Source organism: Sporosarcina sp. P16b (genome assembly GCF_002743065.1).
GTDB lineage: Bacteria > Bacillota > Bacilli > Bacillales_A > Planococcaceae > Sporosarcina.
The window spans coordinates 24,329-39,598 of the sequence record NZ_PDYO01000018.1 but is presented as its reverse complement, the minus strand read 5'-3'; the positions used below and the strand labels follow the sequence as shown (position 1 = coordinate 39,598).

General features: G+C 39.9%; 13 protein-coding genes. 1 reads left to right on the top strand and 12 read right to left on the bottom strand.

The window, feature by feature from the left end:
• Nucleotides 1-32: 32 nt before the first annotated feature.
• The 9 genes from CSV77_RS14615 to CSV77_RS14575 form a co-directional block, all read right to left on the bottom strand.
• Nucleotides 33-2,447 (bottom strand): heavy metal translocating P-type ATPase, encoded by a 2,415-nt coding sequence (locus CSV77_RS14615; RefSeq protein WP_099673982.1) that lies wholly within the window; start codon nucleotides 2,445-2,447, stop codon nucleotides 33-35.
• Nucleotides 2,448-2,573: 126 nt separating this feature from the next.
• A complete protein-coding gene (gene copZ / locus CSV77_RS14610; protein ID WP_099673981.1) occupies nucleotides 2,574-2,774 on the bottom strand; it encodes a copper chaperone CopZ in 201 nt (66 codons plus the stop codon).
• Nucleotides 2,775-2,855: 81 nt separating this feature from the next.
• On the bottom strand, nucleotides 2,856-3,143 hold the full coding sequence (locus tag CSV77_RS14605) for a metal-sensitive transcriptional regulator (protein ID WP_009498348.1): 288 nt from the start codon (nucleotides 3,141-3,143) through the stop codon (nucleotides 2,856-2,858).
• 201 nt (nucleotides 3,144-3,344) lie between these two features.
• The gene (locus CSV77_RS14600; protein WP_099673980.1) at nucleotides 3,345-4,388 is read right to left on the bottom strand and encodes a C40 family peptidase; all 1,044 of its coding nucleotides are present in this window, start codon (nucleotides 4,386-4,388) and stop codon (nucleotides 3,345-3,347) included.
• A gap of 337 nt (nucleotides 4,389-4,725) precedes the next feature.
• Complete coding sequence (locus CSV77_RS14595; RefSeq protein ID WP_099673979.1) at nucleotides 4,726-5,301, bottom strand: redoxin domain-containing protein; 576 nt, start codon at nucleotides 5,299-5,301, stop codon at nucleotides 4,726-4,728.
• Between the two features lie 64 nt (nucleotides 5,302-5,365).
• Nucleotides 5,366-6,250: a permease-like cell division protein FtsX gene (gene ftsX, locus CSV77_RS14590; RefSeq protein WP_099673978.1), complete on the bottom strand. Its 885-nt coding sequence runs from the start codon at nucleotides 6,248-6,250 to the stop codon at nucleotides 5,366-5,368.
• A complete protein-coding gene (ftsE, locus tag CSV77_RS14585; RefSeq protein WP_099673977.1) occupies nucleotides 6,240-6,926 on the bottom strand; it encodes a cell division ATP-binding protein FtsE in 687 nt (228 codons plus the stop codon). Before ftsE ends, ftsX begins: the two co-directional genes overlap by 11 nt.
• Before the next feature lie 415 nt (nucleotides 6,927-7,341).
• Nucleotides 7,342-8,139, bottom strand: a complete 798-nt coding sequence (gene spoIIP, locus CSV77_RS14580; protein WP_099673976.1) for a stage II sporulation protein P — start codon at nucleotides 8,137-8,139, stop codon at nucleotides 7,342-7,344.
• 49 nt (nucleotides 8,140-8,188) lie between these two features.
• Nucleotides 8,189-9,112, bottom strand: coding sequence for a plastocyanin/azurin family copper-binding protein (locus CSV77_RS14575; RefSeq protein WP_233212267.1), 924 nt, complete (start codon nucleotides 9,110-9,112; stop codon nucleotides 8,189-8,191).
• Between the two features lie 229 nt (nucleotides 9,113-9,341).
• Between CSV77_RS14575 and CSV77_RS14570 the strand changes: the two genes are divergently transcribed.
• Complete coding sequence (locus CSV77_RS14570) at nucleotides 9,342-11,351, top strand: copper-translocating P-type ATPase (RefSeq protein WP_099673974.1); 2,010 nt, start codon at nucleotides 9,342-9,344, stop codon at nucleotides 11,349-11,351.
• A 163-nt stretch (nucleotides 11,352-11,514) separates the two neighbouring features.
• On the opposite strand, the gene lgt is transcribed toward CSV77_RS14570, so the two are convergent.
• Genes lgt through resB form a run of 3 tightly spaced genes read right to left on the bottom strand, consistent with a single transcriptional unit; the run spans nucleotide 11,515 to nucleotide 15,212 of the window.
• On the bottom strand, nucleotides 11,515-12,324 hold the full coding sequence (gene lgt / locus CSV77_RS14565; RefSeq protein ID WP_099673973.1) for a prolipoprotein diacylglyceryl transferase: 810 nt from the start codon (nucleotides 12,322-12,324) through the stop codon (nucleotides 11,515-11,517).
• Between the two features lie 48 nt (nucleotides 12,325-12,372).
• Complete coding sequence (gene ccsB, locus CSV77_RS14560; protein WP_099673972.1) at nucleotides 12,373-13,563, bottom strand: c-type cytochrome biogenesis protein CcsB; 1,191 nt, start codon at nucleotides 13,561-13,563, stop codon at nucleotides 12,373-12,375.
• Nucleotides 13,563-15,212: a cytochrome c biogenesis protein ResB gene (resB, locus tag CSV77_RS14555; protein ID WP_099673971.1), complete on the bottom strand. Its 1,650-nt coding sequence runs from the start codon at nucleotides 15,210-15,212 to the stop codon at nucleotides 13,563-13,565. Before resB ends, ccsB begins: the two co-directional genes overlap by 1 nt.
• Nucleotides 15,213-15,270: the final 58 nt, after the last annotated feature.

Genomic DNA, 15,270 nt, shown 5'->3' with positions numbered 1-15,270 from the left:
CTTGCTTCAATCGTACAAATCATCTTTATTCATTACTTCAAATTAACTTTTTGAAGACGTAAAGCATTCAACACAACCGATACCGAACTAAACGCCATCGCAGCACCAGCAACCCAAGGGGCTAACAGGCCAATTGCTGCAATCGGTATCCCTACCGTGTTGTAGAAGAAAGCGAAAAACAAGTTTTGTTTAATATTACGCATTGTTTTTCTACTCATAATAATTGCGTCTGCAACACTGTTTAAATCGCCACGCATGAGCGTAATATCTGCCGCTTCAATCGCAATGTCTGTACCAGTTCCGACAGCCATTCCGATATCTGCCATCGCAAGTGCAGGTGCATCATTGATACCATCGCCGACCATAGCAACTTTCTTGCCTTGATCTTGTAGCTTTTTAATTTCATCACTTTTTTGTTCTGGTAACACTTCTGCGATGACATGGGATAGACCGACTTGGCTAGCAATGGCCTCTGCGGTTCTTTGGTTGTCACCTGTTAGCATAATGACGTCCAGACCCAATTCCTGCATTCGTTTAATTGCTTCTTTAGACGTTTCTTTCACCGTATCTGCAACTGCAATGACACCGGCAAGTTGTTGATCTACAGCAATGAGCATCGCTGTTTTCCCGTCACGTTCAAGTTTTTCCATTGAAGCTTCAGAATTTAAAATGGCAATATTTTGTTCTTTCATCAATTTCCTTGTGCCAACCAATACTTCTCTACCACTAACAATGGCCCGAATACCATATCCCGGTAATGCTTCAAAATCTGTAGCTTCAAGAAGGGATAGCCCTTTTTCTTTCGTGCCAAGGACAATCGCCTGTGCTAATGGATGCTCAGATTGATCTTCGGCTGTTGCAACTAACTGTAAAACTTCATCTTCTGTAAAATCCTCTGTCACTGTAATATCTGTTAAAGCAGGTTCTCCTTTTGTAACTGTTCCAGTTTTATCTAATACAACTGTATCGATTGAACGTGTATTTTCTAAATGTTCTCCGCCTTTAAAAAGTAAACCCATTTCAGCAGCTCTACCCGAACCTGCCATAATCGACGTCGGTGTTGCCAGACCTAGCGCACACGGACAAGCAATTACCAAAATCGTAATTGTTGGAATAAGTGCCGAACGTAAATCTCCGGGTGTAACTGCGAAATACCAGATAAAGAATGTAGCAATCGCAATAACAACAACTATCGGCACAAAAACACCCGAAATTCGGTCCGCCAAACGTTGAATATCTGCTTTCGACCCTTGTGCTTCCTCAACCACTTTTACAATTTGCGCTAAAGCTGTATCTTTACCAACATTTGTCGCTTTAATTTGTAATGAACCATTCTTATTGATGGTCGCACCAATGACGGTGTCACCAGCAATTTTATCAATCGGAATGCTTTCCCCCGTAATCATCGATTCATCAATTGCAGAACGTCCTTCGATAATTTCTCCATCCACTGGAATACTTTCTCCAGGCCTAACAAGGATTGTATCCCCTGTGACGACTTGTTCAATTGGTAGCTCTTGTTCAACACCGTCTCTTAAAACTCTAGCTGTTTTTGCTTGTAACCCTAATAATTTTTGAATCGCTTGGCTTGTTTTTCCTTTTGCACGCACTTCAAATAATTTACCTAATACGATCAGTGTAATAATGACTGCTGCCGCTTCAAAATACAGTCCTGGATCTCCGACACTTCCTGCATTCATCCATTCAAACGATAAATAGAGACTGTAGAAATACGCCGCACTTGTACCAAGTGCAACCAATACGTCCATATTGGCACTTTTATTTCTAAGCGAATTAAATGCACCTTTATAAAACTGAGCACCAACAATGAATTGAACGGGTGTTGCAAGTGCAAGTTGTACCCACGGATTCATGAAAATTGCGGGCAGGTAGATAAACGATAGAAATTCAAAATGTGCAACCATCGTCCATAACAAAGGAAATGTTAAAATAGCCGAAAAAATGAACTTATTCTGCTGCTTTTTGATTTCTTTTTCTTGATGATCTATCTTGTCTTTCCCGTCTTGCTTGGGCATTAATTCATAGCCCATTTTCTTAACAGCTGTAATCATATCCGTCGTTTCAACTTGTTTACTATCATATTCGACAGCGATTGTTTCGAGTGCAAAGTTGACGTTGGCACTTGAAACACCATCCATTTTACTAATTCTTTTTTCAATTTTCGTTGCGCATGCCGAGCAAGTCATCCCCGAAATATCAAATGTTTCTTTTTCTTGAACGACACTATAGCCAAGTTTTTCAACTCTCTCCATAAATTCATTCACATTGGTTTTATCAGGGTCATAGACAATCGTAGACCTTTCCATTGCATAGTTGACGTTTACTTTTTCGACACCTTCAATTTGCGACAAACCTTTTTCGATACTGTTTGCACAAGCTGAACAAGTCATACCATTAATTTGCAATGTTTTTTCTGTTGTAGCCATTTACTCTCCTCCTATACTTGGTGGGGGTATACAGTTTTGAAAAAGAAAGATTATACCGATATGGTACAATCCTATCCATCGACTTATCCCCCCCAAGTGGTGTAAGCGAACATTCTTTTTTAAATGTTAAACTAGATCGTAGCCTTGATCTTCAATCGTTTCCTTAATTTGAGCCAATGTTGCTGCATTATCAAATTCCACAGAAACTTCATTACTATTTAGGTCTACTTTAACTGAGGAAACACCTGCAAGTTCCCCAACATTCGTTTCGATTGAATTCACACAGTGATTACATGACATACCTTCTACTTTTAAGATTTCTTTCATATTGAACGCCTCCTGTTTTGTTGTTATTACCAATTTAACATACCCCATACCAGTATGTCAAGTTGAAAGTATTGTTATTTTTTATTTTGTCATTGTTTTCATGACACTCATCAACTCTTTAATCGCTGCTTCACCATCTTGCCCTTTAATTGCGTTCGCTACACAATGATGTGTATGATCTTCTAGCAAAGCTAATGAAACTTTATTCATCGCTGATTGGATTGCGCTAATTTGATGTAAAATATCTACACAATAACGGTCATTCTCAACCATTTGATGAACGCCTCTCACTTGTCCCTCGACACGTTTTAATCGATTAAGAAGCTGTTGCTTATTTGGTTGAACTGTTGTTTTCGAAGTTTCTTGCATGATCTTCCCTCCCCGTATAAGCACTTATACCCTGTACCCCTATACTAACACTCTCCTTTTTCAAGGTCAATTTATAAACAGATTTGATTTCATTAGGCAACATTCCACTTTTCGGACTGATTCCCTGTCTTCTACAAACAAAAACATAAAGCGGGCGTACATCTTTTATAGTAGATGTACGCCCACGCTATATTAAAAACCTTATTTGTAAGATACTGCGGTAAATACTGCCGCAGCGAATTCTGCGCGGGTTGCTTCTTTTCCTACACTAAATCCTGGTTTCTGAAAGACTTGTGTCTGATCAAGTGTCTTCAATGCAAAAATTGCTTCTGAAGCCCAGTGACTTGTCGGGACAACATTATGATTAGATGCTACTTGTGATTTTCCCACGATTTGTCCCTGAAGATCGAATGCCCGATCGACGATAGCCGCGAGATGTGCAAGTGTCAGTTTATCGTTAATGCCAAATTCGCCTGTTGGATATCCTTGAAAAATTCCTGCCTCATTCAAAGCCGCAATGTCACCCGAAAATTGGTGATTTGGCGCGACATCCTTAAATGTCACTCCGGTTGATGCCTCTAATTTAAGCTCTCGATTTATCATTGCAGCTGCTTGTCCACGAGTAATTGATTTTTCAGGTTTGAATGTGGAGTCTTCATAGCCAGTTATAACCCCGCTTTTGTATAGTGCAATGATTGCCTCGTAAGCAGGATGCTTTATCGATAAATCTTTAAACACATCACTCATCTGCTCAGCAGGTGTTTCCTTAACTGATTCAACAGCTGTTTGGGTATTTAATACACGTTTTGCCCCCGCATATTTAGGCGCCCAATAAGGATCTGTCTTTAGATTCGCCTTCAAGACCCCACGGCTTTTCGCCGATATGAACTCGTCATTTCCTAAATAAATTCCAGTATGGGAAATACCTTTCTTGTACGTATTTGCAAAGAACACTAAATCTCCTGGTTGCAGCTTATCCTTACTAACCGCAGTTCCCACTTTGAACTGATCCGCGGATGTTCTCGGTAAGCTAGTGTTGAAATGATTAAATACATATCTAATATAACCTGAACAGTCAAATCCAGCGGGGGTTGTCCCACCGAACTTATAAGGTGTACCGTAAAACTTTTTCGCATAGGTGGCAATCTCATTCGAAGTTGCCGCACTCACTTTATTTGACGATACAAATGGTATTATACTAATCAGAAACACAGCCATTAGTATTTGAATAAATCGTTTTCTCATTCTCCACCCCAACTATTTTATTGATGTCTTTTTCGACATCTTTATTTATCACTTCCTGTATAATTTTAGCATAAGAACAATCATCATCATTTTACAATTCTAATACATTCGGATGACAAAACTAAGGATTAATTAAGGAGAATTCGTGCAATTTTTTAGCAATTCATCTTGCATCTTCGATATGCTAAGTACAAAAAACGCCTAGATTTATAATCTAGACGATTTTTTATATCCATGATTTTCATTGACGGTTCCCATCACACTGTGTTCGGGTATTCTCTAGTAAATGAACAAAAAAGTCATACAATAGTCTAAAGTCTGCCCCTAGTTTCATCTATTATAGATTATCAACAAGTTCTTTTATCGTTTTTTCGTCCATCGGTCCAATAATCTTATGCTTAATTGTCCCATCCGTGCTAATCATATACGTCGTAGGAATTGTCATAATCCTATACATATCCATTACTTCACCATTATTATCAAGCGGAATAGGAAATGTTAGCCCATACGCATCGACAAATTTCTCGATGCTTACGAGCCCTCGCTCTTCCGTCGTCAAATTAACCGCGATGATTTCTACGTTCGCGGAATCCTTATTTTTCGCGTAATAATTTTGCATATGCGGCATTTCCGCCTTACACGGACCACACCACGATGCCCAGAAATTAATAATAACCTTTTTCCCCTTATAATCCGTCAGCTTGATTATGTCACCCGAAAGAGTAGAAAGTTCAAAATCAGGCGGTGTATTTCCTTCTTCTAGCCCGGACTCGTACTCAATCGTTGTAGTATCCGCTCCAACAACAATCGCATCGATTGGCTCTGCTGTTTTCATATTCGACTTAACCGTCATCACAATCAACATACCGATAATTAAAGCTGTTATTACAAGACCAACAGTTCGTTTCTTCACAACGTCCCTCCATAAATTTGTCAATCTACTAGCTAAGACCTTTGCAACCCGCCCGCCTTTCTTTTTAGACTTTTATAAACTTTTGAACTGATATAAAACTCCCCCAGACACCAATAAAGAGACCCATGAATAAAAGAAGCCCATTCAGCTGATAAATAAATGGCGTCACACTAAGAAGTTGAAGGAATTCTCCTTCCAGTTTCGGTTCAAGAAACTCGTATAGATTAAAATAAGTTATTGTCATAATTAACATTGGCAAAATTGCTCCGAGAATCCCAAGCCACATACCTTCAAAGAGGAATGGAATTCGGACGAAATTTCTTGTTGCACCGACAAGCTTCATAATTTCGATTTCCCTTCCTCGTGCAACAATCGTAATACGAATCGTATTCGAAATGAGGAACATTGCCGTAAAAAAGAGCGCAACGATAAGAACGAGACCAACATTACGGCCTGTATTCAACACTTTAAACAATTTCTCGATTTTTCCTTCACCGTAAATAACTTTGTACGCATCATCGTACAATCCAATTTCCTTTGCGATAGTTGCCGTTTGCTGCGGATTCGATGCTTTCACGTAAAACACATGACGAAGGGGGTTGTCTTGTTTATATAAACCAAGTTCGTCTCCATATCCTTTGATCATCTTTTCTAGTTCCTCAGCATTAGAAATAAATTGGATGCTTTCTACACCGTTTGTCTCAAGAATCTTTTGTTCAAGTACCAACACCGCCGATTCATCAGCAGCAAGATCTATTAAAACTTTTATTTCGACATCTTTTTCAATATCATCTGCTACTTTATTTAAATTCATCATAAAGACAATAAAGACACCGACGAGGAGAAGTGTGACAGTAACTGCGCTAACAGACGCTAAAGTCATCCATCTGTTACGATCTAGGCTTTTGAAACTCTCCCGAAGATGTCGTCTAAGTGTTCTAGCTTTCATAGCCGTAACCACCTCCGACTTCATCTCGGGTGATTAATCCACCTTCAATCGCAATGACTCGGTGCTTCATCGTATTGACAATCTCTTTATTATGAGTAGCCATCACAATCGTCGTACCGCGGGCATTAATTCGTTCAAGCATCTCCATAATCTCCCATGATGTAGCTGGGTCAAGGTTTCCTGTGGGCTCATCTGCAATAACGACTTTTGGGGTGTTAACAATTGAACGTGCAATCGATACACGTTGCTGCTCTCCGCCTGACAATTCAGTCGGAAACATCCGTGACTTATGCGTAAGTCCGACAACTCCTAGAACATCATTCACTTTTTTTCGAATTTGTTCTGGAGATTCCTCGATTACTTCAAGTGCGAATGCGATGTTTTCATATACATTTAGTTTTGGCAAAAGCTTAAAGTCTTGAAACACGACACCGACTTTTCGACGCAAATAAGGAACCTGACTATTTCGTAGCGTCGCTAAATTAATATCATCTATGATGATGTCACCACTTGTTGGCACTTCTTCACGGTACATCATTTTTATAAATGTCGATTTTCCAGCACCACTGGGACCGACAACAAAAACAAATTCTCCACGTTTAATTTCTACATTTATGCCGTTTGATGCAACGACACCGTTCGGGTATTTCTTGTAAACCTTTTTCATTATAATCATCCTAATACCGCCTTAATATTAATCTACCTCTTTTAAACAATCATTATGTTTAAGTTTCTCCCCCACTGGGGCACTTGCGACTAATAACTATTTTTCAAGACCATCTCTCCTCCTTACAGAATTTTATTTTACTCTTTATTTATGCACTTTTAAGGGAGGAGCTAAGATAAGTTTGTAAAAGAAGAAATTGAGGGAGCCCTTAATAGCTCCAAAAGGAAGTTATCAAGGGCTCTTTGAGTAAAGTTAATATTAATGACCAGGGTGTCCGCACCGATGCCGATTTAGAAAGCCGGAATTACTCATAATTTTTAAATTCTTGACACTTGGATCATGTATGTTTAAGGTATGTTTAATCCTATTTAAACTAATTAAAGAGCAGTGTTGAAAAAGCGATACTTCAATGTCTGATTTTGTCCTATTTAAGTAAAACTTGAGAGACAGCCTTTGCAAGTGCAGCTGACGTCCTGTTTAATTCTGCTTCATCATTTCCAATTCCACCTATTTCAACGAGCATAAGACGTTTATGAAGATCCTGATTATATTTTCCATCCACACCATGACCTGATTTAAATACGATTTTCTTAGTTATATTTGGAACCATTTGTTCCATTTCGAGCATCAGTCTTTCAGCTAATTCCTGATTCAATTTATAATTAGCATGATCTTCACCGATAACAAAAACGACTTGCGCAAACTTCTCTCCTTCATAAGTGACTGTCGTCCGATCCGCTTTAAGCGAATCCCGATGAATGTCGATTATGATATCATAATCCGCACCGTTCAAGGCTTTCTGTACATATGGCCGAACAACATCATACGATTTATGATACGGAATCCCTGCTTTATTCATTTCCGCCGTAACATCAACGTCAATAATATCCGTCCCTACCCCATTAACCTCTAACTGTTTTTTTACTTTTTCACTCAGACCCATAATATTCACTTCCTGATGAGTAACAGCAATTTTCCCATCATGCTTTAGAGTGATGGGCTCAAACGCTTCATGTGAATGCGTATTGTATAAAAGAGCACGCACATCCGTTTGTACTTCGGATTCCGTTTCGAAGATATTTGCTGCATAAACTAATTTTCGCTCATCGGTTTGAACAACTACTCCCTCTTCAGGTGTTGTCTTCGGAATCATTTCCAAAATGATAGGGAATAAGAAGAGGATAAAAATGAGTGAGCACCAGATTTTCAACGATTTTTTCATGGACAACCCCCCGTCAACAAATATATGCAGCTTGGGTATGTTAAAGTATTTAAGCTACAATAAATCGTCCAATCATCCCTAATTCCTCATGTCCTGGAATCGTACAATAAAATTCATAAATACCAGGTTCAGTTAAAGTAAATGTTAATGTCTCCGTTTTTTCAGGCGCAGCATGTAGATGCAACATATCTTTATTTCCCCCATGATTGTGATTGGATCCCTTTATCATGTTAAAGGAGGAAGTCCGGATTTCAATGTCATGCTCAACCTGATCCAGATTTGTGAGAGCTAGTGTGACTGGTTTATTTTTTTCTACAGTAATATCATTTTTTGAGTACTTCATTTCAGCAACTTCTATACCAATAACTTGGGTGTTCTTATTAAATTCCTCTGTATTATTTATTGTCGGTGAGTGTCCACTATGCTGTAATTCCGAATTCATCAGTTTCTCGTTCCCTTCAGCCAATAAATTTCCCGCTATTAAATACACTGCGATAAAAAATGAAAGCAAGAGTGGTTTTAATAACCATCTTTTATTTTTCACTTTACTTTTTTGAGGAGTTTTTAAAATGACAATAACAAAAATTGTACTAATGGAAAGGAATAAGAATATCTGTATTAAGTTGATTGACTCGTGTACTTTAATCATTTCACCTAACATTGCTCCCATCATGCCACCCATCAAACCGGCCATTACTCCTTCTAGCACGGAGAGGGTTCCGAAACAAAACCCGCATAAAGCGCCTGCGAGTACGCCTATAGCCATTGATAGTATTGTCGAAAAATATAAATTCCCTTGATAGGTTACACCTAATAGAACGCCAGCGGTCAAACCAACATTCATCCCAAAAAACATTGAAATAATCATTCCTTGCATAGATCGAAATGTTTTTTTCCAGATTATCGCTAGCGTAACGACGACAAATGTTAACAAACCAAGCGAACCTAATATAAATAATTCATAGTTCCCCATCAATCCCCCACCTTTTTTAAGCTATAAAATGTTTATGTTTACCTAGTCCAACGAAAGGTTATATACCTTATAAGGGTATGTAATATGAACAGTCTAAATGACTGATATGCGGGAATATTTGTGTGTTCCATAGGATAGAAACCACTTAGATTGTGCATAATTTCTGCATCTTTAATGAGTATACTCAAGACATAATGGTAATTAGATAAATCAGAAAGGAGTTAATTGTATGTCAAATCATTCACATCATCACAAGGAAATAGATTCTCATGAAGGGCATCACGGACACCATGATCATCACGCACATATGGTAGAGGATTTCAAAAAGCGATTTTACATTTCGCTAATTTTTACAATCCCTATTTTGATTCTGTCACCGATGATTCAAATGTTTCTTAGTGTTGACTGGCGCTTCACGGGAGACTTGTACATTTTATTTGCACTCTCAACGTTTGTATTCTTTTATGGAGGATGGCCTTTCCTTACAGGGGCAAAGGACGAGCTGAAAGATAGAAATCCCGGCATGATGACGCTGATTACATTGGCTATAATCGTGGCTTACGTATACAGTACAGCTGCGGTATTCGGTTTTGCAGAAAACGATTTCTTTTGGGAATTGGCTACACTAGTTGATATTATGCTTCTTGGTCACTGGATTGAAATGCGTTCTGTAATGGGGGCTTCAAAAGCTTTGGAAGAGCTTGCCAAGCTGATGCCTTCTGAAGCGCATTTGATTGACGAGGACGGCAATATTAAAGAAGTTGACGTAACCGAGTTAAAACATGGGGATCATGTACTCGTCAAGCCTGGCGAGAAGGTGCCAGTTGATGGACAAATACTTGAAGGAAAGTCAACAATTGATGAGTCAATGCTGACAGGTGAATCAGTTCCAGTTGATAAGGAAGCAGGTTTGGAAGCCATTGGCGGATCAATAAATGGCGAAGGTTCGCTTGTCATTTCCGTTATGAAGATAGGGAGTGAGTCGTATCTCTCACAAGTAATTACCTTAGTTAAAGAAGCTCAAGAATCCAAATCGCGGGCCCAGGACCTTGCCAATAGGGCTGCAAAGTGGTTGTTCTATGGCGCACTGGCAGCAGGTCTGATTACTTTCTTGATTTGGACTTCACTTGGGTATCCTGTTTCATTCGCTATGGAAAGAATGGTGACAGTTCTAATCATTGCGTGTCCACATGCTTTAGGGCTGGCAGCTCCGTTAGTAGTTGCTGTCTCAACATCTATTGCAGCTAAAAATGGACTTCTCATACGAAATCGAGCAGCTTTTGAAGGCGCTCGAAATATTGAAGCTGTCGTTTTCGATAAAACAGGTACACTTACGAAAGGTGAATTCGGTGTAACGAATATCTACACATTTGGAGATTTCAGTGAAGAAGATGTCATTTCCTATGCCGCCCCAGTCGAGGCTCAATCCCAACACCCCCTTGCAAAAGGTGTAACTAGGAAAGCCGATGAAATGGGCATCTCTCTTCACCGAGTGGAGAATTTCCAATCATTGACCGGTAAAGGTCTTGAAGGGACAGTAGATGGAAAGCAGGTCTTAGTCGTCAGTCCCGGCTATGTAAAAGAACTGAACCTTGAATTTGATAACGTTCAATTCGATAAATGGTCATCGGAAGGAAAAACTGTGGTATTCACGTTGATTGACAGCAAACTTGCCGGGATGATCGCCCTTGCAGATATTGTCCGCGAAACAGCTGTAGATGCCATTAACAAGCTAAAAGAAATGAATGTCAAATCAATCATGCTAACAGGCGATAATGTAAAAGTTGCACATTATGTAGGCGTGCAACTTGGAATGGAAGAAATTTTTGCTGAGGTCCTTCCGCATGAGAAGTCTGAGAAAATTGAGCATATCCAAAATGTTGAGCGTCTTCGAACTGCAATGACTGGAGATGGGGTAAACGATGCCCCAGCCCTAGCGAAAGCAGATCTCGGTATTGCGGTAGGCGCTGGAACTGATGTAGCCATTGAAACAGCCGATGTCGTTCTTGTCAAAAGCAACCCGCTTGATGTTGTAAATATTATAAGGCTTTCGAGGGCTACCTATCGCAAAATGACCCAAAACTTGTGGTGGGCTGCTGGTTATAATATTCTTGCAATCCCGTTGGCCGCAGGTGCTCTCTACAAATTCGGAATTGTTCTAAGTCCGGCAGTCGGTGCTATATTAATGTCTCTAAGTACCGTTATCGTAGCGATTAATGCACGTTTGTTGAAAATCTGATGTAGTGATGATAATTGAATAATATTTTCCGATACAAAAACTCCATGGAATATTCTCCATGGAGTTTTTTTTGTGTGTTTCTTGCTTAATTGTGTAATTTCATTTATTGCTAATAAAAACCTGGTTCCCCTCTAGAAGCGACCCTAATTACAAAAGTACTTTTCTAATCATCTTGATAATTTACATCCACTTTCCGAACATAACGCCTGATAATAAAAATGACGACTGAAACGACAATAGCCATAACGGACACAAGCTGTGCCGCACGAAGTTCACCGATGACATATAAGCTATCCGTTCGGATCCCTTCGATGAAGAACCGCCCGATGGAATACCAAACGAGATAAAACAAGAACATTTCGCCGCGCTTTAAGTTCACTCTGCGCAACAAAATAATGATGATAAGCCCTACAAGGTTCCATAGCGATTCGTAAAGGAATGTCGGATGATACGTCACGCCTTCAATCGTCATTTGATTCATGATCCAATCCGGAATAATTGTCGTCTCAAGAAACTTTTCCGAAACGGGGCCACCGTGCGCTTCTTGGTTCATGAAATTGCCCCAACGACCGATTAATTGGCCGATCAGAAGCCCAGCAGCAGCAATGTCGACTGTTTTCCAGAAGGAAATGCCCCGGCGTTTAGTATAAACATACGTCGTAATAAATGCACCAATCAGCGCACCATGGATAGCGATGCCACCTTCCCAAATTTGAATGATTTGCCCCGGGTTTTCTTTGTAATAATCCCAGGAGAAGATGACATAGTAGATCCGCGCACTGATGATTGAAATCGGAACCGCCCAAATAAGTAGATCCGTCAGAAAATCCGGATGCATCCCACGTTTCACCATTTCCTTCTGAACAACAATAAATGCAAGGACTATACCGAGCGCGATTAGAATCCCATACCAACGAATCCCTATGGGTCCAAGTGAAAATGCGACCGGATTAATTGTAAGCAGATTAATCATGTATCAACCTCTCTCCTCCCAATTTGATTTATCTGAGGTGTGTCTTTGTCATGCGTATGAATGCAGTCCCGCAATAATCAAGTTAACAGCAATTAAGTTGAACATGATGATGATGAAACCAATGACCGCAAGCCATGCCGATTTCTTGCCTTCCCATCCACGGGAGAGCCGTAGATGAAGATAAGCTGCATAGAATAGCCATGTAATAAGTGCCCATACTTCTTTCGGGTCCCATCCCCAAAATCTGGACCACGCTTCATGTGCCCAAATCATTGCGAAAATAAGCGCCCCAAGTGTGAAAACTGGGAATCCGATTAAGACAGAACGGTAACCAATTTCGTCCATAACTTGAGAATTTGCCTTTTTCGCAAACGGCTGGAACAATGTCGCGACTGGACGACGTAAAATAAGTCTAAGCAACAAATAAAGCACAATACCCGTTGCAACCGACCATACAAGCGTCGTTAATGTCTTTCCGTTGACGATTGCAGGCATTTCCGCAAGTGGCGTCATTTTATCTGGTGTAAGCGATTCGTACTCATTCATACCGAATAACGGCGGATAATTATAGACAATTTGGGCTTGTTGTTCATTTTGATTAACATAAGTGAATTTCGCTTCATATCCCATAACAGCAAATGTCGAAGAAGATAAGATGAAACCGACAACAAGTATTAGTGTGAACATAACTGATTCCAACCAAAACCGCTGCTTCGACTTTTTCGTCAAGTCGATATTTTTCAACAGGTACACGAGTCCTGCCACTGCACTAATTGCAAGAATCGCCTCACCGATTGCTGCTGTAATAACGTGAACCGTCAACCAGTAGCTTTGTAACGCTGGGATGAGCGGTGAAAGTTCCCTCGGGAACATACTTGCATATCCGATGATAATGACTGCAAGTGGCAACGCAAACAAGCCAAGCGATGGCGTTCTGTAAATGAAAAACAATAAGATGAACGCCCCAACAATCATCATTCCAAATGCAGTCGTAAACTCAAACATATTACTAACTGGGGCTTGTCCGTGTCCAGTAGCTATCCAACGTAAAATAAAGTATCCCAAATGCGAGATGAATCCAATGATTGTAATTACAATCGCAATATTTCCCCATCGGTTGTTTTGATAGGTTGCTTCCGAATTTGTACCTTTTACCGCCCCACCAAAAAACATCGTGGCAACAAGATAAGCAATAAATGAGACGAGAAGCAAATTAGCACTTAAAGACGCAAGTTCCATTATGAGTTGTCCCCTTTCACTTCATCCGAACTGGACTCAGCATCTTGCCTATCTTCGTACAATGGCAGTTTTGCAAAATCTTTCACTGTATCCAGATCCTTTTTTAACCCAAACCAGTTTTTATTTGTATGGCCTGCAAGGACTAGTTCATCGCCTTCGCCTTTTTGAATCCATATCCTTCTATGATTCCAATAAGATCCTTGAGCGACTCCAATCATAAAAATAATTCCTCCAAGAAGTAAAATATATAATGTCTTGTCTTTACGGATTACGAGACCGGTAGCATTACGTGTTTCAGCACTTACAAACGTTGCTTTGTAATCATTTAGTTCCGTTTCAAATGTCTCACGTATCGCTACAAAACTCATTTCACCATCCGGTTTTACAGGTGTTACCATTTTGAAAATGAATGCAGGATTGTTCGGTATTGGTGACCTTGATTTCGGTTCACCATCTACAACCCCTTCATAATCTGGAAAAAAATCCTTCAATTCCACATACGTACCCTCTCCTAGCCGATAAATCGGTTCGGGGTTGATAAGGTCAACAGTGAATTCCCCAAGTGATGTATCCGATGCTTTTTCTGTTAGTTGGAAAGTCATCGATTTCAGTTCGTCGAGTTGATAATCCATCTGGAAAACATTAAATCCGTCAAAATTAAGCGGTTTATTGACGATGATTGAATAATCTTTGACAAATTCCAACTGTTCAGTCTGACCTGGAAGTCCACCTTCCGCTTCTTTATATAACGTGACATCTGATTGATAATTACTCACGATTGTACCGACACGGTCTATCGCCTGACTAAACTCTGCATCTTCTTCTTTTGAATAAGTTTCGAGAATGAATTGATTGTTCTGTAAATAGTACCCAGGTGCACCAGGGATAGCACGGGTCTCTCCTTCACGAAGCCAGAGTGGTTCATCGACGTAAAAACCTGGAAGGCCTCGCAGGAGAACACCAAGGAGAAAGATGATTAGGCCAGTATGGTTGACGTATGGACCCCACCTTGAAAATCGACCTCTTTCTGCTAAAATCGCCCCGTCTTCCGTCTTCACATTGTAACGGAGTGCTTTTAGTTTCTCTTCCGCTTTAACCATTGAGTCATCCGCATCTTCAACTGTACCTAAACCATAAATCCGTTGTCTTCTCATGAATGAGACATGACGCTTCGTGCGTTGTTTTTTCAATGATTTATATAAAGGGACAACTCTATCAATGCTGGCGATGATGATGGAAATCCCAAGCATTCCAACTAGCGTAATGAACCACCAACTGTTGTACATATCATAAAACCCAAGCTTGTAATACAGAGTTCCTGCAAAACCATAATGCTTTTCGTAATAAGCTAAGATATCTACCTCAGTACTTGCCGGAACAAATAGCTTTTGCGGAAATAGTGTTCCAATTGCTGAAGTGGCAAGAACTGCAATAATAATACTAACACCTATCTTAACGCTAGAGAAAAAGTTCCAAATTTTATCGATAATAGACCTTTTATAGGTTTGTGATCTTCTTGCAGAGCCTTCGTATCTCATGTCGATAAGCTTACTTTTTTTCGCCTCTTCTGTTTGTGGCCTTCCACATCGCTCACAAAGTACTGTACCAAATGGGTTTTCGTGGCCACATTGGCATGTGATTTTGCTCATTTTGAATTGACTCCTTCATCTTTCTCATATTTATGAATGAGAGTATCTAGCAGTATAT

Excerpts from the sequence above, each read along its gene's own strand:
- ftsX (WP_099673978.1), bottom strand. The coding sequence starts at position 6,250 with ATGAAAGCTAGAACACTTAGACGACATCTTCGGGAGAGTTTCAAAAGC.
- ftsE (WP_099673977.1), bottom strand. The coding sequence starts at position 6,926 with ATGATTATAATGAAAAAGGTTTACAAGAAATACCCGAACGGTGTCGTT.
- CSV77_RS14570 (WP_099673974.1), top strand. The coding sequence starts at position 9,342 with ATGTCAAATCATTCACATCATCACAAGGAAATAGATTCTCATGAAGGG.
- copZ (WP_099673981.1), bottom strand. The coding sequence starts at position 2,774 with ATGAAAGAAATCTTAAAAGTAGAAGGTATGTCATGTAATCACTGTGTG.
- lgt (WP_099673973.1), bottom strand. The coding sequence starts at position 12,324 with ATGATTAATCTGCTTACAATTAATCCGGTCGCATTTTCACTTGGACCC.
- CSV77_RS14605 (WP_009498348.1), bottom strand. The coding sequence starts at position 3,143 with ATGCAAGAAACTTCGAAAACAACAGTTCAACCAAATAAGCAACAGCTT.
- CSV77_RS14575 (WP_233212267.1), bottom strand. The coding sequence starts at position 9,112 with ATGGGGAACTATGAATTATTTATATTAGGTTCGCTTGGTTTGTTAACA.
- CSV77_RS14600 (WP_099673980.1), bottom strand. The coding sequence starts at position 4,388 with ATGAGAAAACGATTTATTCAAATACTAATGGCTGTGTTTCTGATTAGT.
- CSV77_RS14615 (WP_099673982.1), bottom strand. The coding sequence starts at position 2,447 with ATGGCTACAACAGAAAAAACATTGCAAATTAATGGTATGACTTGTTCA.
- spoIIP (WP_099673976.1), bottom strand. The coding sequence starts at position 8,139 with ATGAAAAAATCGTTGAAAATCTGGTGCTCACTCATTTTTATCCTCTTC.
- resB (WP_099673971.1), bottom strand. The coding sequence starts at position 15,212 with ATGAGCAAAATCACATGCCAATGTGGCCACGAAAACCCATTTGGTACA.
- ccsB (WP_099673972.1), bottom strand. The coding sequence starts at position 13,563 with ATGGAACTTGCGTCTTTAAGTGCTAATTTGCTTCTCGTCTCATTTATT.